The sequence below is a fragment of the bacterium genome, assembly GCA_040755795.1.
GTDB lineage: Bacteria > UBA9089 > CG2-30-40-21 > CG2-30-40-21 > SBAY01 > JBFLXS01.
Window position 1 is genome coordinate 1 of the sequence record JBFLXS010000018.1, and the last position, 20,906, is coordinate 20,906.

Annotated in this window: 24 protein-coding genes; 16 read left to right on the forward strand and 8 right to left on the reverse strand. The window is 37.0% G+C overall.

All coding sequences use genetic code 11. The features are described from left to right. Positions 1–174: 174 nt before the first annotated feature. The 7 genes from lpxA to AB1414_02570 form a co-directional block, all read right to left on the reverse strand. Complete coding sequence (gene lpxA, locus AB1414_02540) at positions 175–963, reverse strand: acyl-ACP--UDP-N-acetylglucosamine O-acyltransferase (GenBank protein ID MEW6606320.1); 789 nt, start codon at positions 961–963, stop codon at positions 175–177. Beyond that, positions 960–1,397: a 3-hydroxyacyl-ACP dehydratase FabZ gene (gene fabZ / locus AB1414_02545; GenBank protein MEW6606321.1), complete on the reverse strand. Its 438-nt coding sequence runs from the start codon at positions 1,395–1,397 to the stop codon at positions 960–962. Before fabZ ends, lpxA begins: the two co-directional genes overlap by 4 nt. A gap of 206 nt (positions 1,398–1,603) precedes the next feature. Next, complete coding sequence (hslU, locus tag AB1414_02550) at positions 1,604–2,995, reverse strand: ATP-dependent protease ATPase subunit HslU (GenBank protein MEW6606322.1); 1,392 nt, start codon at positions 2,993–2,995, stop codon at positions 1,604–1,606. Positions 2,996–3,011: 16 nt separating this feature from the next. Next, entirely contained in the window at positions 3,012–3,506 is a 495-nt protein-coding gene (locus AB1414_02555) for a hypothetical protein (GenBank protein MEW6606323.1), read from the reverse strand. 78 nt (positions 3,507–3,584) lie between these two features. Beyond that, positions 3,585–3,893 carry a hypothetical protein gene (locus AB1414_02560; protein ID MEW6606324.1) on the reverse strand — a complete coding sequence of 103 codons (309 nt, stop codon included), beginning with the start codon at positions 3,891–3,893 and terminating at the stop codon, positions 3,585–3,587. A 21-nt stretch (positions 3,894–3,914) separates the two neighbouring features. Continuing rightward, positions 3,915–5,114, reverse strand: coding sequence for a bifunctional 3,4-dihydroxy-2-butanone-4-phosphate synthase/GTP cyclohydrolase II (locus AB1414_02565; protein ID MEW6606325.1), 1,200 nt, complete (start codon positions 5,112–5,114; stop codon positions 3,915–3,917). Then, positions 5,115–5,273, reverse strand: coding sequence for a hypothetical protein (locus AB1414_02570; GenBank protein ID MEW6606326.1), 159 nt, complete (start codon positions 5,271–5,273; stop codon positions 5,115–5,117). It abuts the gene before it with no gap. A 67-nt stretch (positions 5,274–5,340) separates the two neighbouring features. Here AB1414_02570 and larB point away from each other — a divergent pair, with 67 nt between their 5' ends. The 4 genes from larB to AB1414_02590 all read left to right on the forward strand — a co-directional run bounded on the left by larB (position 5,341) and on the right by AB1414_02590 (position 7,125). Beyond that, positions 5,341–6,129: a nickel pincer cofactor biosynthesis protein LarB gene (larB, locus tag AB1414_02575; GenBank protein ID MEW6606327.1), complete on the forward strand. Its 789-nt coding sequence runs from the start codon at positions 5,341–5,343 to the stop codon at positions 6,127–6,129. Positions 6,130–6,232: 103 nt separating this feature from the next. Further along, the gene (gene rpsT, locus AB1414_02580) at positions 6,233–6,520 is read left to right on the forward strand and encodes a 30S ribosomal protein S20 (protein MEW6606328.1); all 288 of its coding nucleotides are present in this window, start codon (positions 6,233–6,235) and stop codon (positions 6,518–6,520) included. 68 nt (positions 6,521–6,588) lie between these two features. Next, a complete protein-coding gene (locus AB1414_02585) occupies positions 6,589–6,816 on the forward strand; it encodes a cell division protein ZapB (protein MEW6606329.1) in 228 nt (75 codons plus the stop codon). Positions 6,817–6,846: 30 nt separating this feature from the next. Beyond that, positions 6,847–7,125 (forward strand): cell division protein ZapA, encoded by a 279-nt coding sequence (locus AB1414_02590; GenBank protein MEW6606330.1) that lies wholly within the window; start codon positions 6,847–6,849, stop codon positions 7,123–7,125. 2 nt (positions 7,126–7,127) lie between these two features. Here the strand turns inward: AB1414_02590 and AB1414_02595 are convergent, their stop codons facing one another. Then, positions 7,128–8,513, reverse strand: coding sequence for a DUF2723 domain-containing protein (locus AB1414_02595; GenBank protein ID MEW6606331.1), 1,386 nt, complete (start codon positions 8,511–8,513; stop codon positions 7,128–7,130). A 279-nt stretch (positions 8,514–8,792) separates the two neighbouring features. Here AB1414_02595 and AB1414_02600 point away from each other — a divergent pair, with 279 nt between their 5' ends. The 12 genes from AB1414_02600 (at position 8,793) to AB1414_02655 (ending at position 20,905) form a co-directional block, all read left to right on the forward strand. Next, the gene (locus AB1414_02600) at positions 8,793–9,521 is read left to right on the forward strand and encodes a ComF family protein (GenBank protein ID MEW6606332.1); all 729 of its coding nucleotides are present in this window, start codon (positions 8,793–8,795) and stop codon (positions 9,519–9,521) included. Positions 9,522–9,661: 140 nt separating this feature from the next. After that, entirely contained in the window at positions 9,662–10,057 is a 396-nt protein-coding gene (locus AB1414_02605) for a flagellar hook capping FlgD N-terminal domain-containing protein (protein MEW6606333.1), read from the forward strand. 25 nt (positions 10,058–10,082) lie between these two features. After that, positions 10,083–10,415: a hypothetical protein gene (locus AB1414_02610; GenBank protein MEW6606334.1), complete on the forward strand. Its 333-nt coding sequence runs from the start codon at positions 10,083–10,085 to the stop codon at positions 10,413–10,415. An 86-nt stretch (positions 10,416–10,501) separates the two neighbouring features. Beyond that, entirely contained in the window at positions 10,502–10,930 is a 429-nt protein-coding gene (locus AB1414_02615) for a carboxypeptidase-like regulatory domain-containing protein (protein ID MEW6606335.1), read from the forward strand. Positions 10,931–10,939: 9 nt separating this feature from the next. Continuing rightward, the gene (locus AB1414_02620; GenBank protein ID MEW6606336.1) at positions 10,940–11,824 is read left to right on the forward strand and encodes an SUMF1/EgtB/PvdO family nonheme iron enzyme; all 885 of its coding nucleotides are present in this window, start codon (positions 10,940–10,942) and stop codon (positions 11,822–11,824) included. Between the two features lie 205 nt (positions 11,825–12,029). Beyond that, entirely contained in the window at positions 12,030–13,010 is a 981-nt protein-coding gene (gene hemB / locus AB1414_02625; GenBank protein MEW6606337.1) for a porphobilinogen synthase, read from the forward strand. After that, positions 12,989–13,762: a peptidoglycan editing factor PgeF gene (pgeF, locus tag AB1414_02630; protein MEW6606338.1), complete on the forward strand. Its 774-nt coding sequence runs from the start codon at positions 12,989–12,991 to the stop codon at positions 13,760–13,762. Before hemB ends, pgeF begins: the two co-directional genes overlap by 22 nt. A 406-nt stretch (positions 13,763–14,168) precedes the next feature. Beyond that, positions 14,169–14,642 (forward strand): MgtC/SapB family protein, encoded by a 474-nt coding sequence (locus AB1414_02635; GenBank protein ID MEW6606339.1) that lies wholly within the window; start codon positions 14,169–14,171, stop codon positions 14,640–14,642. Positions 14,643–14,651: 9 nt separating this feature from the next. Beyond that, the gene (locus tag AB1414_02640; protein MEW6606340.1) at positions 14,652–17,972 is read left to right on the forward strand and encodes an alpha-amylase family glycosyl hydrolase; all 3,321 of its coding nucleotides are present in this window, start codon (positions 14,652–14,654) and stop codon (positions 17,970–17,972) included. A gap of 304 nt (positions 17,973–18,276) precedes the next feature. Further along, entirely contained in the window at positions 18,277–18,591 is a 315-nt protein-coding gene (locus AB1414_02645) for a zinc-ribbon domain-containing protein (GenBank protein ID MEW6606341.1), read from the forward strand. A 245-nt stretch (positions 18,592–18,836) separates the two neighbouring features. After that, complete coding sequence (locus AB1414_02650; protein MEW6606342.1) at positions 18,837–19,961, forward strand: DegT/DnrJ/EryC1/StrS family aminotransferase; 1,125 nt, start codon at positions 18,837–18,839, stop codon at positions 19,959–19,961. 23 nt (positions 19,962–19,984) lie between these two features. Beyond that, on the forward strand, positions 19,985–20,905 hold the full coding sequence (locus tag AB1414_02655) for an NAD-dependent epimerase/dehydratase family protein (protein MEW6606343.1): 921 nt from the start codon (positions 19,985–19,987) through the stop codon (positions 20,903–20,905). Position 20,906 lies beyond the last annotated feature (1 nt).

Sequence of the window (20,906 nt, forward strand, 5' to 3'; positions counted from 1 at the left end):
ATTGTGAATTGTGAATTATCACTCTTCACGGTGTCAAGCAAACCTGGCCCAAGAGTTCGATGCACCGCTATAGCGCATCCAATGACTCTATTCGATAATTCATCAAATTTCACTTCGTGCTTTCCGTACCCTTCGTGGTGAATAGTTACTTTACTTTTTACTTACTTTTACAGTTTACCTACAAGTTTTATCCACATCATGGCAAATACCTCGTTTAGAGTTTTTAATAAAGTCTATGAGATGATTAATTTCAGGAGAGGTAGGTAATTCTTCCTCTATTTTTTTTAGAGCTTGAGAGGTATTAAGTTTAGAGCGATAAATGATTTTGTAAGCAGATTTGAGGTTATTGCGGATTTCTTGTGAAAAACCTGCTCTTCGTAGCCCGACAGAATTTATCCCATGAATGACTAATGGATTACCATCAGCTAAGATATAAGGTGGGACATCCTGAGTTACCTGCGATAATCCACCAATCATAGTATAGCTACCGATTCTACAAAATTGATGAATTCCGACTAATCCTGAGATGACCGCTTTATCTTCAACCTTCACATGGCCAGCTAAGAGAGTACCATTAGTTATAATTACGCCTGAGCCTATTTCACAATTATGAGCGATATGGCTATTAGCCATCAGATAATTGTCATTGCCAATAACTGTTTTTTCCTTTTCCTTCCAGCCGCGATGAATAGTAACATACTCTCTAATAATATTATTATCTCCAATGATACAATACGATTCCTTGATTTCATAATTTTTGATTTGAGGTTCATGACCAATAACACAGCCCATGTGGATGGTGCAGTTTTTGCCAATCGTGGTCCAACCGTTTATAATAACATTAGCCCCGATTTTAGTCCCTTGCCTGATAATCACATTTTCTTCAATGATACTAAAAGGACCAATTTCTACATCATCTTCTAATTTTGCCTTTGGATGGATAATTACCGTTGGGTGAATCATCTCGACTCCTTTTCAGATACAGCAAACATTAATGTTGCTTCAGCGGCTAATTTATTCTCTACATAAGCTTTTCCCTCCATAACCGCAACTTTTTGTCGAATTTTAATTGGAATTATTTCAAACCGCAACTGGTCTCCTGGGATAATTGTTTTACGGAATCTTGCATGGTCAATTCCTGTAAAATAAACAATCTTACCCGTATGTTCAGGTTCAGAGAGCATAAGAACACCCGCGACCTGTGCCATTGCCTCAAGGATAAGGACTCCGGGCATAACCGGATGTCCTGGAAAATGTCCCTGAAAGAAAGATTCATTACAGGTAACATTTTTTATCCCCACTATTCTTTTGTTCCTTTCCATCTCAATAATACGGTCGATTAACAGAAATGGATACCGATGTGGCAAAATTTCTTGAATCTGTGTTATATCTAACATCTTCATCTCCTTTCTTTAGTAAGCGTTCAGCCACAGAGGCACAGAGTTCACAGAGAATTGTAACATTTTAGCCATCTGAAGTGAAATTCAGGTAATCAGTTATCGGTCATCAGGTTATCGGTAAAGGGAAAAGATCAATTGGGTGTTACCGATTACCTGATTACCGATTACCTTGCACTTCATTTGGGTAAATAGTTACCTAATTTTTAAAGTATATACCTGCTTAAATCCTCATCCTTAACAATATCTTCTAATTTTTTGCGGACATACTCACGGTCGATAATAATCTCTTTAGTCGAGATTTCTGGTGCCTCAAAGGAAATATCTTCAACTACCTTTTCAATAATCGTATGTAATCTTCTTGCCCCGATATTTTCGGTTCGTTCATTTATAGCATACGCCATAGAAGCCATTTCGTCTATGGCATCTTCTGTGAATTTTATTTTTATTTCCTCTGTTTCTAATAAGGCAACATACTGTTTAATCAAGGCATTTTGAGGTTGAGTCAGGATTTGTTTAAATTGTTCTTCGGTTAATGTGTTTAACTCAACTCGAATTGGAAATCTACCTTGCAACTCAGGGATTAAATCAGACGGTTTGGAATTGTGAAAAGTTCCGGCGGCAATAAAGAGGATATGTTGAGTTCGCACAGGTCCATAGCGGGTATTGACCGTAGAACCTTCAACAATAGGCAATAAATCCCGTTGAACCCCTTCTCGTGAGACATCAGGTCCTCCTCCTGGCGTTCCACTACCCGCGATTTTATCTAATTCATCTAAAAATATTATCCCTTGATTTTCTACGCGGGAAATAGCCTCTTTAGTTACCTTTTCCATATCGATTATTTTTTGAGATTCTTCTTGAGCTAATATTCTTCGGGCTTCAGCAACCGTTACCTTTCGCTTTTTAAGTTTTGATGGTAGAACGGTACTCAAGGCATCCGTTAGTCCCATATCTATTCCTTCTATGCCACTGCCGGCAAAAACCTCTATCATTGGTAGCACTGTTTCTTTTACCTCAATCTCTATCATTCTATCTTCCAGAACACCCTGACGGAGTTGCTCTCGCAATTTTTCGCGGGTAGCGGCAAATCTCTCTTTGGTATCAACCTCTTCTGACTCAGGTTCTATCTCCATAAATGGAATAAACGGTGTGGTAAGTTTCTTCTTGCCTCTACCTCTTGGAACAGGAAGAAGAAGATCCAGTATCCTTTCTTCTGCTAACTCATCCGCCTTCCCCTTAACCGACTCAATTGCCTCAGACTTGACCATATTAAGCGTCAGATTAGTCAGGTCTCTAACCATAGATTCCACATCTCGACCCACATAACCAACCTCAGTGAATTTAGTCGCTTCTACCTTCAAGAAAGGCACTTTAGCTAAGTGAGCCAGTCGTCTGGCAATCTCTGTTTTACCGATACCCGTAGAACCTATCATAATGATATTTTTAGGTGCGACTTCATCTTTTAATTCATCCGGCAGTCGTTGTCTTCGATACCGATTTCGTAAGGCAATAGCTACAGATTTTTTAGCATCGTTTTGACCAATGATGTATTTGTCTAACTCTTCAACTATCCTTCTTGGCGTTAATTCATCCATTTGTTCTATCCCCCTTTTATCGAAATTTAGATTCTGTAATGTCATAAATAAATAGACTATCCAATCCCTTAACTTTGCAGTAATTCTTTAATGGCGAGTCACCAGTAAAGATAGGCAATCTTGTGTTCCCTGTTAATAATATTAAAACTGCGTCTGTTAGTCCAAAATTGGATAATGCTTGTAAGTCTATCTCTACTATTTTAATTACTCCCTCCTGAAATTTATTATCTTTTAAGAGCTCAATAGTTAATTTCCAAAATTTATTATATATCCCATCTTTATCCTTTATCTTTCTAAGTTGGTAATTAATCTCTGCCAGAACATAAGGAGTTATAAGGATTAATTCAATACTGAAGATATAATCCCTGAGATTTTTATACTGCCTTTCATTTCTAATATATCTCAAATGTTCTGTTGGAAATGTTCTGAAGTATTTCCACCAGCAATTTGCTAATAAAAGGTCAAATAATGGCCCTGTATCCATAATTATTTTTGTTGGGAATTTAGTCATTTATTCCCTCACTCCAGTTACTCTTTTTTTTACCAACTTCTGGATTAGTTTTTTCCCTTATCTGAAGTTACCTATCCTTTAACCTGCAACTCTCAACCTATGCTCCAACTCCTCGATTATTTTTTCTTTATCTCCAGTAACTTCATCTAATAAAGTTACTCTTTCTATCATAGGTTCTTGAGCATTAACCTCCACTTCATATTCTATTCTTTCCCGAGCACTCATATGAGGTAGAAATGAACAATTGACTATCCAGTGTTTTGTTTTTGAGTCAAATTCTGTCTTTTTAATTCTAAAATCGCAGACCATAAAATTACCGTGGACATTATCAAAATAGTCTCTAACTAATTCTGATGCTTGTCTTCCATCTACTTTTTTATCCACCATTATTTTTATACCTCCGTTTTGTTAAACTTCCAGCAAATGTCCTAATTTTTCCTTTTTGGTTTTTAAGTAATCAACATTGAATTCCGTTGGTGTTATTTCTATTGGAACTCTTTCCACGACCTGTAATCCATAACCTTCTATTCCAACAATTTTGCGAGGGTTATTGGTTAATAATCTAATGGTTGATAGACCCAATTCCACCAGTATTTGAGCACCAATTCCATAATCACGCAAATCTCCTGGAAAACCCAATTTTTCATTTGCCTCAACCGTATCCATGCCTTTATCCTGTAACTCGTAAGCCTTTATCTTATTCAGCAAACCAATTCCTCTACCTTCCTGGCACATATAAAGTAAAACGCCTTTTTCCTCTTTTTCAATCATTTTCAAGGCATAGTCAAATTGTGAACCGCAGTCACATCGTGTTGATTTAAAGACATCACCGGTTAAACATTGGGAATGGACACGGACTAAAACATTTTTAGCCCCGGATACATCTCCTTTTATTAAAGCGACATGAATATGTTTATCTAAGAGAGATTCATATCCGCACATTCTAAATTGGCCATAAGCCGTTGGCAGGAATGCATCGGCTACTTTCTCAATCAATTTTTCCGAGCGTCTTCGATAATGGATAAGGTCAGCGATAGTAATAATTTTCAGGTGATGCTCTGAGGCGAATTTTATTAAAGATGGGAGTCGAGCCATATATCCGTCTTCATCCATTATTTCACAAATTACCCCTGCGGGATAACAACCAGCTAATTTGGCTAAATCTACTGCCGCCTCTGTATGGCCGGCTCTTCTCAAAACACCACCTTCTACAGCCCGTAATGGGAAGATATGGCCAGGTCGTCTGAGGTCATCAGGTTTAGAATCAGGATTTAAGACAATCTTTATTGTCTGTGCCCGGTCGTGGGCAGAAATGCCTGTTGTTGTTCCATCCTTAGCATCAATAGAAACAGTAAATGCGGTTTCTAAAATATCTGTTGGTTCCTTGACCATCGGATGGATATTTAACTCATCTAATCTCGAACCAATAACAGGCAGACAAATTAATCCTCGCCCATATTTAGCCATAAAATTTATATGTTCTGGGGTAACATATTCTGCCAGACAAACCAAATCCCCTTCATTTTCCCTATCTTCATCATCAACAACGATAATTAATTTACCTTGTTTCAGATCTTCAATAGCCTCTTTAATTTTACTAAACTTCATCTATACATACCTACAATCAGCAGGTTTGCAAAACTTTTCCATAGAGGGTTTAATGGGTTCAGAGGTCAAATAAAAAGATTGTTTTTCAACCGCTTGAACTTCTCCCCTTTTGGATTGAAATTCTTGCAAACCTGATTTATTTAAGTATAATAATATCATAAAATAAGTTCGTTGTCAATTAAAAATTAGTTGACGGCATCTAAAATGTTTGATATACTTACAAATAATGGAAATAAACCTAATTAGGCAATTATTAGATGGGGTTAAGGAAGGAAGATTAACAATAGAAGAGGCATTGGACACATTAAAATTTCTGCCATATCAAGGGTTAGAGGTTAATTCTGAGGTAGTTGCCCATATTGACCATCATCGAGCATTAAGAAAGGGATTTCCGGAGGTTATTTTTGGACAAGGTAAAAGAACCGTAGAAATAGTTGAGATAGTTAAATCAATGCTTAAACAAGGAAGTAATATCCTTATCACTAAAGCCTCTGATGAGGTGTATCGTGCCGTTCATAAGATTGATATGCGGGCAGATTACAACAAACTTGCCTCAACTATAACCATAATTCAATCCTCAGTTAGTCAAAATTTATCCTTACCATCTGTTTTAATTATTACTGCGGGCACATCTGATATACCTATTGCTGAGGAGTCTGCCGTCACAATAGAGATTATAGGGATAAAAACAGAAAAACTCTATGATGTTGGGGTAGCGGGAATTCATAGATTATTAAATCAGAAAGAAAAACTTACCCGGGCAGGAATAATTATTGTTGTTGCAGGGATGGAAGGGGCATTAGCCAGTGTGGTGGGTGGATTAGTCGATGTGCCAATTATCGCCGTGCCAACAAGTGTTGGTTATGGAGCAAGTTTCAGGGGACTTGCGGCATTATTAACAATGTTAAATAGCTGTGCCCCAGGAATAGCCGTCGTAAATATTGATAATGGTTTTGGTGCTGGCTACTTCGCCGGCATGCTCATTAAAAAAATAAATGAAAAAAATTTAGTTTGACATTTAAAAGATAATATGTTATATTATTAACAAGTTACCAATTACCAGTTACCAATTACCAGTTACCAATTACCAGTTACCAATTATAAGGAGGAAGTTAAAAATGCCAATTCATAAATCTGCTCTTAAACGAGCAAGACAAAATGAAACAAGAAGACAACACAATGTTGCGGTTAAATCAACTCTAAAAACTTATACTAAAAAAGTAATTGAGGCAGTTGAGAAAAAAGATGTCGAATCCGCAAAAAATGCCTTAAATACATCCATTAAAATGCTGGATAAGGCAGTGAGTAAAGGCATTATTCACAAAAATAATGCGGGCAGACGGAAATCAAAATTGACGATTAAAGTTAATAAACTATCTTCTATGTATAGGGCTTCACGAAATTAAAAGTAAGTAACGGATAACTAATTACCAATTACCAGTTACCAATTACCAAAAGTAAGGAGGGAGTAAAAATGACGATAGATAATTTGACGCGATTAGAAGAACGGGTAAATAAACTATTGGATGAAATAGAACGTTTAACGAAAGAAAACCAACAACTCCATGAACGAATAGCCGAGTTTCCTTATGGCGATCTTGAGGCACTTAAATCCGAAAATCAATCATTGAAGGATGAACAAAAACAATTGAAGGAAAGAATAAATAATATACTTACTATGACCGAGAAGGTGTTAAGATAAATCCTTCGATAGGGGGATATTTAAACCGCTATGGAGCAAAATAAGATCGAGGTAGAAATCTTTGGCGCTACTTATACCATTAAAAGTGATGAAAATCCTACATATACGGCAGAACTGGCTCAATTTGTCGATGAAAAAATGCGAAATATTACCCAAAAAACGGATACTGTCTCCACCGGCAAAATCGCAATATTAGCCGCTCTTCATATCGCTGATGAGCTATTTAAGCTAAAAAAAACTATTGATTTTAAACTTGATAGATTAACGCGGAAAATAGATGCTAAATTAAAACAAATCCCAGAAAAATAGTCTCATCTCAGTTTCTTTATTTCCCTTTTACAAATTTTAAAAATAGCATTCCTTGGACTTGAAAAATATTCATATCGGGGATAAATAAGATAGATAGAAGAATAAGAAGGGTATTTTTTTAGCATTATTTCTAAATTTCCCTTTTCCTTTTTGCAAGTAACAACCTTAATGTCTTTGCGGAGAAAAGAAACATTCTGGCAATACCAAAAACAAGTCGCATACCCCCAATTAGAGATGACTAAAGAATTATGCGGTAGCCAGCGTAATGCTTGAGAACAAAAGTCATAGGGGGAAAAATACTTGCTCCGGTCAATTTTATATCCACCCAGCCAATATGGTAATTGAAAAGAAAAAAATAAACTAATAATTATAATGGCTTGTGTCCAGAGTTGTTTATGCGGCGAAGTCCTTTTGATTAAAAACCAAATTCCCATGCCAATGAATAATGAAAAGAATAGATAAGTGGGAAGATATAAACTCCAAATATCACCAATATCATAATTTATACAAAATATAACCAAAAATAACCACATTAAAGAGATAAGAAGTGTAAAATTTTTATTAAATGATTTAAGGAAACCTATAATTCCGAAACTAAAGGCAAAAGCAGGAAATTGGGTAATGAGTAAGAGAAAATAATGCCACAAATTTTTAGTGACCTCAAAAACTGGGCTACAAAAGAGTAATTTCTTAAAGTGGCTACCAGAGATATAGTTGAAAAAATCATTGAAAGTAGTAACTTTACTCCAGTTGACTACGATAATATCATCAAATGACCGTATGGGAATGTAAAGATAGATACTCAAACCGAGGAAAAAAGGCAAGATGAATTTACCCAGCTGTCTAACTCGTTCTTTGATAATAAAATAGAAAAAAATAGGTAGAAAAAGGATAATTGTCAGATGATTCCCAGGGCTTAAACCATAGATAAAAAAGAAAAGGTAAAGCAAAAGTGTTTTTTTGCCTTGCCGCCAGATTAAAAAGATTACGATTAATAGACTTAGGAGGAAAATATTGAGTGTATAGACCTCAGCTTTGATCGAAAGCGTCCAGCAGGTATAAGAAAACCCAAAACAAAAACTGGACATTAACCCTGAAAATCGAGACCGGGTAATGAAAAAGATAATGAGAAATATCAAACTACAACTAAGTGCAGAAAAGAGAGCGGACATTAAGTTTAATCTGAAGGCAATCTCGCCAAATGGAAGAAAGGTAAAGACTTTACCTATTAAAAGATAGAGGGGATAACCAGGGGCATGGGCAATGCTTAATAAATAGGCACAGGTAACCAATTCACCACTATCATCTAATCCAACTCCAGGAGTTAATGTTCGAAGATAAACACCAAAAGTAAAAAAGAAAATAAATAACGATAGCCATTTGTTCATCTGTAATATTATATATTTATTATTCCTTAAAGTCAACTTTTTTGGTAACCGTTCACCGCACAGACACGGAGACGCAGAGAAAAAAATTAAAATCTATGGACGAGAATTAACAAATCTGGCTTGCGTGCTGAACATTCGGCAAGCATGTCCTATGTATTTCCATGTCTTAATCAATAATTTTTTATGTGATATAATTTATTTCTATGTCTTCTCTGTTCCTCTGCGTCTCTGTGGTAAATTACCACCTGAACGCTTACAAAGAATCAGAATGAGACGAAAATGCATCTTTTTGATGATTTAATAAATTTTATCTTTCCATCTAAATGTAGAACTTGCGGTAAATTGCTTCCAACTTTAGCAGAAAAATATATCTGTAATGAATGTTTCTCAAAGATAAATAGGGTCAGTCCTCCTTATTGTGATAAGTGCGGAAAGATGTTAGTCGAGTCATTTAACGAGATTGAAAAACCCCTATGTGAAGAATGCCAGATTCACAAAAAACACTTTTTAAAAGCACGAATAATGGGTGTTTATGAAGGTATTTTACGAGAGAGTATTCATATATTTAAGTTTGAAAAGAAGATATGTATGCAAAAGCCACTAAGCGAATTACTGGTTAATTATCTTAAAGAACAACAAGGAGATTTAATTAGCCAGATTGACTTTATCATCCCTGTGCCATTACATCGAAAAAGATTTAGAGTGCGTGGGTTTAATCAAGCACAACTGTTAGCCTTTCATATTGGCAGGTATTTTAATCTACCATTAAATCTTGACCTGAAACGAATTAGATTTACCACGCCGCAGATGAATCTGGAAAGAGAACAACGGATACAAAACATAAAAGGTGCATTTGCGGTAAAAAATCAGAATATAATTACGAACAAACATTTATTATTAGTCGATGATATTTTCACCACCGGAGCAACTGTAAATGAATGTAGTAAAGTGCTTATGAAAGCAGGAGCAAAACAGGTTTTTGTCTTAACATTAGCCAGGGGAAGATAATCACTGGTGGTCCACTTTAGTTTGAAAAGGGATAAGCGTTCAGATAACAGAGAGCAGTGGACAGAAATTTGACCTCTTCCCCAGTTAAGTTTTTAATAATCTATGTCGATATTAATTAAAGAGGAGGTGAATAAAAAAAGATGGCCGCAGTTACTCCTTTAGCAACTCCAGTTGATTTCCTAAAATTATTAGTTACTCAACTCGAATACCAAAATCCATTGGACCCACTAGATAATGCAGAGTTCCTTGGTCAAATGGCAGAATTCTCTAATTTACAACAACTGATTAGTTTGAACGAAAATTTCAGTGAATTGACTACTAATTTCGCAGCCCTTAATAGTTCTGTGCTAAAAACTCAAGCATTATCCCTCCTTAATACAGTAGTAAATTTTACAGACCCGGTAAACGGTGAGATTTTCACTGGTATGGTATATCAGGTAAAATTTATCGATGGGATTCCGAAATTAACTGTTATTCACGACCAGGGAACATCCGAAATAGGACTTGATAATATCATTAGTGTTATGGTTCAGTAAAACTGATATTGAAAGGAAATAAAGAATGGAACCATTAGACATAGAGGTTAATTTAGCTCAACAGGCAGAAGTAGGTAGAATGCAACAAGCCGGGATATACGGGATATATCAGATAAATGCCTGGCAGGAACAAATAGCAGGTAAACTGGAATTAGAGGCTGAAACTTCTCAAACATCAGTTCAAACCACTCAATTATCAAAAGAAGAACGAATTGAAAAAAGAAAAGGTGACCGTAACAAAAATCCATACTGGTGGAAAAAACAGTACCAGCATAAACAAATAAATAATATTCATCTTGAAGAGATACAACCCATTCCTCATCCAATCAAAGGTAGATTCATTGATGTCTTTAGATAAAGGTAGCCCTTCAGATACGAAGGTACAAGAAATGTGCCTTCGTATCTTAGTGGCGTGAATACTTACGAAGGAGGAAGATGTCAGGTATGAGTGATAATGAGAGTAAGAATTTTTGGTTGACAATTCCGGGTATTATCACTGGAATATCTGCTTTTGTCACTGCAACAGGTGGACTTCTAATCGCACTTCATCAAACCGGACTGTTGGGACCAAATAACTCTTCGCAACAGATAGAGATTAAAAGAGACAAAGTCTATGTTGTGGGTAATGTTCGTGATGAATCAGGTAATCCTTTGAGCGGGGCAACTATCATTGCTATTAATACAGATAATAAACAGGAAATCGGGAAAGAAGTAGCAGATGAGGATGGTTCTTTTGAGATGAAGCTGGAATTCGACCGAAACAAAGACCGCATTAAGTTAATAACCCAAAAAGATGGTTATGAAAAGTATACGATAATATTAGGAACTGAACAGGTTTCGTATCCATCAATATTGCTCAAAAGTAAAAATTGAGAGGTAATTATGACTTTGAAATTAAAAAGTATTATTTATGCAATTAAGTCTATCGTTTTAACTCCGAAGTTTTTTCTTATTATTTTAATATTCATCATTATTTCTAATGTCTATGCTCAGCGTTCATTGCCTGAAAGCATAATATCAATAAAAGATAAGGCTGAAATGGTGCTAATCCCTGAAGGTCCATTTATTTCGGGTATGAACCAGAATGATATTAGAAATCTTATGAGAAGACTTGGGACACCAATGATGGATATCTATAAATCTGAATTCCCAACGGAAAATAAAACTCTTGGGAATTATTACATAGACCGTTACGAAGTTACAAATGAACAATATGAACGCTTTATGAAAGAAACAGGTCATCGAGCTCCGAAATATTGGGACTGGCCTCAATTCAACGGTAAGCGTCAACCGGTAGTCGGTGTAGGATGGGAAGATGCGAAAGCCTACTGCGAATGGGCAGGGAAAAGGTTACCAACTGAGGATGAATGGGAAAAAGCGGCACGAGGGACCGAAGGATGGATATGGCCATGGGGAAAGACGCCAGATGAAGGAAAGTTTAACGGCAGGGAACAGGCAAACTATAGCCCTGTAAATGTAGGCTGTTTTCCATCAGGCAATAGCCCTTATGGAATCAGTGATATGGCGGGCAATGTCTGGGAGATGACTTCTGGTATTTGGTGGAAAGGTAGGGATAAAATAATGCACACAATGCGCGGAGGTTCTTTTCTTAATATATCTCCAGATGTTCGCGTAACTATCCGTTGGGCAGCTAAGAATGAAAAAGAGGGTGCAGAGTGGCTTGGCTTTCGTTGTGTAATGGATGTTAAAGATATGGAAAGATTTCCTACTAAACCTATTTTGAAACCGGGACGCATTAAAAAATAGTAAGAGTTTAGGTAGGATAAAAATAAGGAGAAACGGAGAAGATGGAGAAGTGGAGAAAAGAAGAGTTAAGTGATAGGATTATTTTGGAGCAAGAAAAAGTTTGAGCCATTTCTCCAATTCTCCATTTTCCCCATTTCTCCTTGTTTACACTTCTAATGTATAGCCCTGAACGGTTACAAATAAAGGGGGTTTTGAATCTTTTACTATGTATTTCCCGCAATATCGGCCAAGAAGATTAAGACAGAATGAAAATTTCAGAAGACTGATTTGTGAAACAACATTATCTGTTGATGACCTGATTATGCCTTATTTTGTTGTTCATGGAAAAGGAATAAGACAGGAAATTCCATCAATGCCGGGTAACTTTCATCTCTCGGTAGATGAATTGCTCAAAGAAGTAGAACAAATCGTTAGTTTAAATATCCCGGCTATTCTATTATTTGGCTTAGCGGCAAGAAAAGATGAATTTGGTTCAGAGGCTTATTCAGAAAGTGGAATTATTCAGCAGGCGGTCAGGGTTATCAAAGAGAAGGTAAAGGAGATACTGATTATCACCGATGTCTGCCTCTGTGAATATACCTCATCCGGGCATTGCGGGATGGTAAAAGGTGGCAAGATTCTCAATGATCCAACTTTAGACCTTTTAGCTAAAATTTCATTATCACATGTCAAGGCAGGTGCAGATATGGTTGCTCCTTCAGATATGATGGATGGTCGAGTTGGAGCTATCCGCAAAGCGTTAGATGAAAATGGCTACACAGATGTCCCGATTATGTCTTATGCGGTGAAATATGCCTCTTCTTTTTATGCCCCATTTCGTGAAGCCGCTCAATCTACACCTGAATTTGGCGATAGGAAATCATATCAAATGAATATTGCTAATGTCAATGAGGCAGTAAGAGAAGCAAAATTGGATATAGAGGAAGGCGCAGATATAATTATGGTCAAACCTGCCTTATCTTACCTTGATGTCATCTATCGTGTCAAGTCCAAATTCCATTATCCAGTCGCCGCTTACAATGTGAGTGGCGAATTTGCAATGATTAAATCCGCCGCAGATAAAGGATTGATTGATGAAAAAAAGGTTGTGTTAGAGGTATTAACCTCAATCAAACGCGCCGGGGCAGATATGATATTGACTTATTTTGCTAAGGATGTTGCAAAATGGATAACGGATGGGAAGTAAGAAAGATTGGTCCTCTAAATTATCTGGTTATGCCTGCTTTTGAATCCGTCCTGCATGGCGTAACAACTAAAGAGATAGGAGAATTTAACTCGGATAACCCTGAAAAAATAAAAACCAGACTAAACGAGCTTTTTGGGATTAATCAAATAGCCTGGACAACACAACTTCACGGTGATGAAATTTATGTCATTGGGGAAAATAATTTTAATCAATTTGTTGAGGAAAACTTACCAGAACAAGTTCAGCCTTTCAACTCTGTGAATCCGAATTCAGGAAATGAACTAATCGAGGCAGATGGTTTAATGACTAATATCCCAGGAATTTGTCTAACGATTAGAATTGCAGATTGCCTGCCAATATTTATTTTAGATAAAAAAAATAAGGCGATTGGTTTAGTCCATGCAGGCTGGCGAGGAACGGTGAAATGTATTGTTCAAAAGGCAATACTTAAAATGATAACGCTTTATGGCTCTTCGCCAGAAGATTTCATAGTTGGATTTGGCCCTTCAATTGGTGTCTGCTGTTATAAAGTCGGGAATGATGTGACGGAATTAATCAAGGATAAAGATTTAGTCAAGGATGGCTATTTAAACCTGCAAAAGGTAAATAAAAAACAATTGCTTGAACTGGGTATTAATAATATTATTCTCAACCAATATTGCACTTATGATGAGCGTGATTTATTCTTTTCTCATCGAAGAGGGGATAAGGGGAGAATGATAGCGTTTTTGCAGATGGGAGTGATGGAGTGAAGGCGCCAAAATAGGGATATAGCCACAGAGTCACAGAGAACACAGAGGGAATATAGCAGTTATTAGTCAAAATTTTACTCAGAGTGGATAAGGGAAAAATCCCAAATCCCAAGCACCAAATTCCACATACCAAAAAGCGAATTAGAGATTAGTGAATTAGAGATTAGATTTTACTAATTCGCTAATTCGCTTAATTCACTAATTCACTAAATGGAATTTGGAATTTGTGATTTGGAATTTCATAGCCATATCTATGTCAAATTTCGATTAATAAGTACTATAATTCGTGTCCATTTGTCGCTAATTTCTCTAATTCTCTGTGAACTCTGTGCCTCTGTGGCTAAACGGTTACCCAAAATCACTATTCCACTACTCCATCATTCCCGGACTGAATGGAGGTAAAATAATGGATTTTCGAGATATCATTTTACGGCTTTTATTAACCGTGGTTATGGGCGGGATTATTGGAGCAGAGCGGCAGATTCACCGCAAATCTGCCGGAATGAGAACACATATCCTCGTATGTCTGGGTTCGACATTAATGATGCTTATTTCCTTATTTATTTATGATACCTTCAAAGACGAAGTAAATGTTGACCCTGGTAGAATTGTTGGGCATGTCATCAGTGGCATTGGATTTTTAGGTGCTGGCACGATTATCGTTACTGGAGGGTCTATTCGAGGATTAACTACGGCGGCAACACTCTGGGTCACCGCCGCGGTAGGATTAGCGGTTGGCTGTGGATTCTACTTAGCCGCAGGTATAACAACACTTATCATTCTCCTTGCCCTGATATGGTTAGAACCATTTGAAGAAAAATTCCTATCAAAAGATAGAAAAGAGGAAATGGACAGCAATTCTCATTCTGAGAAGGTATAAGGAATAAAAATGTCGTGTTTTGAATTTCATATCTCTAAAAAATCAAGACTTCGCTATCAGTTTAACGAAAATATCTATTGTTTGTCTGGAAATGTCGTTCTAACAGATTTTTATGCGGTTCGGCTGTTTGCTCAAAAAATAAACCAACGCCGTGATTGGACAACTGGTTTTATGGAACCTGTCCGTGCCAGCCACATCAATGCTATGGGATTAATTGATGAAATCATTCATTATGTCTGCGGTCGGTATCGCCAGGATAAAAATCCCAGCGCCTTGAAGAACGCCGTCAACTGGCTAAATGACAAATTTGGTGCGGAAATAATTAATTGCACCCTGCTTAAATTTATCGATGAATTTCCACCACTTCTCGTCTATCAAGAAAGGCAATCTAAAGAGGCGTATCTTAAAGCAGAAACCAACGGTATATCCCATTCTGAAATCCTGACAGAAGAGATGATTTGTCTATATTTAGCCAATAATAATCCTGCTTTCTTATCGTTTGCTGAATTGTTTGAGGATTTTGAATTAAAGAAAACAACACCCTATCCACAAATTGTAAGTTCACTTATTGATTATTTTAACACTCAACCGCGATTTGGTGCAAAAGAAGAGTGCCTGATTGATTTTTTAAGGGCACCAGTAAAGGCATCACCGCATTCGTTAACAGGTCAACTGGCTTATATTAGAGAAAATTGGGCTCATTTGCTTTCAAAAGACCTTCTTTACCGCATTTTACTGGCACTTGATTTAATCAAAGAAGAAGACAAATTTCGGGCAATTGGCGCCGGACCAACATTAGTCCCGGATTTCAAACTCATTGATACTGGTTTGGGCCCTGAATATGAGCGTTTTAGCCCGGATGCAGATTGGATGCCAAATGTAGTTTTAATAGCCAAAAATGTTTATGTCTGGCTGGAGCAATTATCTAAAAAATATCACCGAGCCATAACTAAGCTGGATGAGATACCTGATGAGGAATTAGATATTTTAGCCCGATGGGGATTTACGGCTTTGTGGCTGATTGGTTTATGGGAAAGAAGTCCAGCCTCACAAAAAATAAAGCAGATTTGTGGAAATCCAGAGGCAATCTCATCAGCCTACTCACTTTATGACTACACCATTGCTGAGGATTTAGGAGGGGAGTCTGCACTTATGAATTTGCGAAATCGGGCATTTAGTCACGGTATTCGATTATCCAGCGATATGGTGCCAAACCATATGGGCATATACTCAAAATGGGTGATTGAACATCCTGACTGGTTTATTCACTTAAGACACAGCCCTTTCCCCTCATATCGGTTTACCGGGGTTAATCTATCCTGGGATGAGCGAGTTGGGATTTATATCGAGGATGGTTATTGGAATAGGCAGGATGCGGCGGTTGTCTTTAAACGAGTTGACCATTGGACTGGCGACGAAAGATACATTTATCACGGCAATGATGGCACGCATATGCCCTGGAATGATACCGCTCAGTTGAATTTTCTGATGCCAGAGGTGCGTGAAGCGGTTATCCAGACAATCATTCATGTAGCAAGGCAATTTCCCATCATTCGTTTTGATGCGGCAATGACGCTGGTTAAAAAACACTATCAACGACTCTGGTTTCCTCAGCCTGGTAGTGGTGGTGATATTCCATCAAGGGCTGAATATGGCATAACTAAAAAAGAATTTGACCAACTCTTTCCTGCAGAATTCTGGAGAGAGGTAGTTGACCGAGTTGCGGCTGAGGTGCCTGATACACTACTTCTGGCAGAGGCTTTCTGGCTGATGGAAGGTTATTTTGTTCGCACACTTGGTATGCACCGCGTCTATAATAGTGCCTTTATGAACATGCTTAAAATGGAAGAAAATGCAAAATATCGCTCGGTAATAAAAAATGTATTAGAATTTAACCCCCAAATATTGAAGCGGTTTGTTAATTTTATGAATAACCCGGATGAAGAGACCACTCTGGCTCAATTTGGCAAAGATGATAAATATTTTGGTGTGCTTTTGATGATGGTCACAATGCCTGGCTTACCTATGTTTGGTCATGGACAAATCGAAGGGTTTGGAGAAAAATATGGGATGGAGTATCGAAGGGCATACTGGGATGAACAGGTGGACTGGAATCTCGTCTGGCGACACGAAAGCGAAATATTCCCTTTAATGAAAAAACGATACCTGTTCAGTGGTGTTGAAAATTTTCTGCTTTATGATTTTTATAATCAACACGGCTATGTAAATGAAAATGTCTTTGCCTATTCTAATATGTGTGGCGATGAGAGAGCGATTATCCTTTATCACAATAAATTTGAGCAGGCCGCTGGCTGGATTAAAACATCTGTCGCTTTTTCGCTTGATGGCAAACACCTCATCCAGAAAACATTAGCACAAGGACTAAAATTAAAAACCGATGAGCCATATTATTATATCTTTAAAGATTACAAAACTGGACTTGAATACATCCGTCAGGGGCGAGAAATTGCCCAAAATGGACTGTATGTCCAGTTAGATGCATTCAAATACCATATCTTTATGGATTTCCGTGAAATATATGACACCCCTGAAGGACACTATCGGAATCTAACAAATTTCCTCAACGGTCGCGGTGTGCCAAATATTGAAGAGGCAGTGACCGAGCTCTATCTTAAACCAATCCACATACCTTTTACGGCAATTATAAATCCAGACACCCTTCATAAATTGGCTGGTGGTGAAATAAACGAATTTGAGGATAAAATCAGGGCATTGTTGTGGGCAGTCAAACACTTTAGCGAAGGACTGGGTGATGTCGAAACGGTTGCCAGTCATTTAAAAAGAGTTTTTTTGGCGGCACTCCAACTGGAAAAATTGGATGTCCCTGAGACTATTGACTTTTTCCGCACCTATCCTAACAATAAAAGAATTTTGTTAATCTGGCTGGTGGTTTATTCCTTAGGACGGATAAAAGCAGAGATAACTGATTATGAGGAACAAAGCCTGACCTGGATTGATGAATGGTTGCTGGGCAAGATTATTCGACAAACTATTCAGGCAATGGGAACAGATGACTGGGTTGCTTATCGTGAGGAATTTTTGATAAAGATTTTGATTAAGCATCACCAGTGGATTAAAAATCCTTTAATTAATATCTTAAAAGACCCTGAGGTTCAAAATTACATTCATTTAAATAGATATGAAGGGATATTGTATTTTCACAAGGAGAGTTTTGAGGAGTTGATGAATTGGCTCTTTATAGTTTCAATTGTCCATGAACCCACTGGTAGCATTGAGCGATATGAAGTTGTCCGTAAATTCATCCAATCCGCCAAAAAGGCAAAATATCAATTTAATAAAATGAGGTAACCGTTCACCGCAGAGACACAGAGACGCAGAGAAAAAAATAAAAAACTATTTACCATACACTTCATTCCATCCCTGATTTTCATCAGAGCAATCTTTTGAGGATCGACATCTCATGATTGATTAACAATTTGGTTTTGATGTCCTATGTATTGCATCAATAATCTTTTCTGTTATCTGATTTATTTCCATGTCTTCTCCGTTCCTCTGCGTCTCTGCGGTAAATTACCACCTGAACGGTTACCTGAGTAGTTACTCAAATTTTACTTGCAAAAAATAAATTCTATGATAAAATATATATATTATTATGTTAGTATGTCCTAAATGTGGTTATAAAAATTCAGATGATGCGTTATATTGCAATTTATGCAACAAAATCTTTCGTAAGGAAAAGAAAGAGAACCTTCAAGAAGAGAAAATAAATTCTATAAATGACCTACCCGAAAATATTAAAAATTTACTTCTTCAGCAAAAAATGGAAATTATGGATAAAGGGAAAGAGGAATTTTTATGGACAACGGCGAATGTAAAAAAGGGATGTTTTTTAGTTGCTATCATTGTGATAGGTTTTTTTGCCTTAATTTTATTACGCTTTATTTTCCCCTTATTTATGAAACCATAGCAAAAACACCATTCGGGTTAGATTTTTTCAAAAGAACCGACAGCAATTCTCGGTGAATTTTTAGAGACTGAATTCATCTATGTTTAGGAAAAATAGAGAAAAATATTTTTCGTAAAGATTTTGAGAGGAAAATAAGGAATAATGAGTCTCTATCTAATTTTTCACCGAGAATTTCTGAAGAACCGAATTTTTTGTTGACAAAGGATAAAATTTGTGGTAAAATCTTCCCACCAGAAGAACCAAAAATGGATATAACAGTCAAGACACTCCAAAAGCAAATTCCTATCAGTAAATTAACCTGGTGGGAACCTCAATTTACAGAGGAAGATGTTAAAGCAGTTGCTGATGTTATTCGGAATGGATTTGTTAATGAAGGGAAGAAAACCGCAGAACTGACACAAAGAATGCAAAAGTTCTTTAATGTAGCCTATGTCTTAGCAACATGTAGTGGAACGATTGCACTTTATTTAGCTTTGAAGGCCTGTGGTGTAGAAGAAAGGGATGAAGTGCTTGTTCCTGATTTGACTTTTATTGCTACTGCTAATGCTGTTATACTATGTGGAGCTAAACCTATTTTAGTTAATATCCGTTTGTCAGATCTAAACATAGACCCGAATCAATTAAAATCATCTATAACAAAACGCACTAAAGCCATATTACCTGTTCATATTAATGGCCGATGTGCAGATATGGATGCGATTCAATCTGTAACAAAAGAGTATAATTTAGCTGTCATAGAAGATGCAGCTCAAGGATTAGGGTCGTCTTATAAAGGAAAATATTTAGGGACATTTGGAGATGCAGGGTGTATTTCTCTTGCGCCAACAAAGATAATAACATCAGCCCAGGGAGGACTCATTTTTACCAATCGGCAGGATATCTATGAGAAAGTTGTCCGATTGAAGGACCACGGTCGTTTATCCCGTTCCTGGAATTATCATCCTGAAATCGGGTTTAATTTCAAATTCTCGGATATATATGCCGCTCTCACCAATGCACAATTTAATTATCTTCCCGGTCGATTAGAAAAAGCAAAACATGATTGGACTTTGTATTATAATGCCCTGGCAGATTTGCCAACGGTTACTTTTATTGAAACTGATTTTGAGAAGGGAACTGTTCCTTTATGGGTAGATGCACTTGTGGAGGATAGGGAAGGACTTATTGAAAGTCTAAAAACACAAGGTATTGACTGTCGACCTTTTTGGCCAGCAATACATACACAAACACCTTACCATCAAGACGGGGATTTTAGCAATGCGGCTTATGCGGCAGAACATGGTATATGGTTTCCATCAGGAGCAGGAAAAACTGACGAAGATATACAATATGTTATTAATGCAGTGCGTAAATACTATGGAAAAAAATAAATCTCAAAAGGAGAGTATTTCAGATGAAAAAGATTGTTTTGTTCGGAAGTGATACTTTTCTTGGCAAAGCGATTATAAAAGTGGCAGAAGGAAGTAACCAGAAGATAATTCCTATTCCTACAAATAACGCAAAGCGTATAGATATGATAGCACTTATTCTTGGGGAAATTCGGCCAGATATTGCTATTAATACAGTTCAAGCCAGGGGAGGAATCCTTTATATGAAAAAATATCCAGGAGAGATATTTTATCAGAATGCCTCCTTTGGAATTGAATTTATGGAACAATTACGGCTTTATAATGTTCCAAAGGTAGTGAACATTCTCTCTAATTGTTGTTATCCTGATAATATTACAATACCATTTGAAGAAGAAGATTTTTGGAAAGGACTTCCTGAATCAAATGTGATGGCACAGGCAATGTCCCTTAGAAATCTTGCTGTCCAGGCGGTATCTTATCGCAGGCAATATGGGATGCAGACAGCAAACCTGGTAATAACTGCTATCTATGGGGAGGGAGATGCATTTGATGAGGAAAACGCTCAAGTAATTCCAGCAATGATTACTAAGTTTTGTCGTGCCGTAAGGAACAAAGAAAATACTGTAACTTTGTGGGGAACTGGAAATGCAACACGCGAATTTCTATATGTTGAAGATGCGGCAAAAGGTGTCATTGAGGCAAGTATGCAATATGATGGTGAAGAGGTTCTTAATATTGCTTCAGGAATAGAAATAACCATTCGTGAATTAGCCAATATAATAGCAGAAATTTGTGACTACCGTGGACAAATTATATGGAATACTTCAATGCCGGAAGGTATTCAAAGAAAATGCTTAAGTAACAAAAAAATAAAGTCACTTTTTAACTTTACTCCATCTATTTCATTAGAAGAAGGAATAACCCGCACAGTGCAATGGTATAAAAAGAACATAGAGGATGTATAAA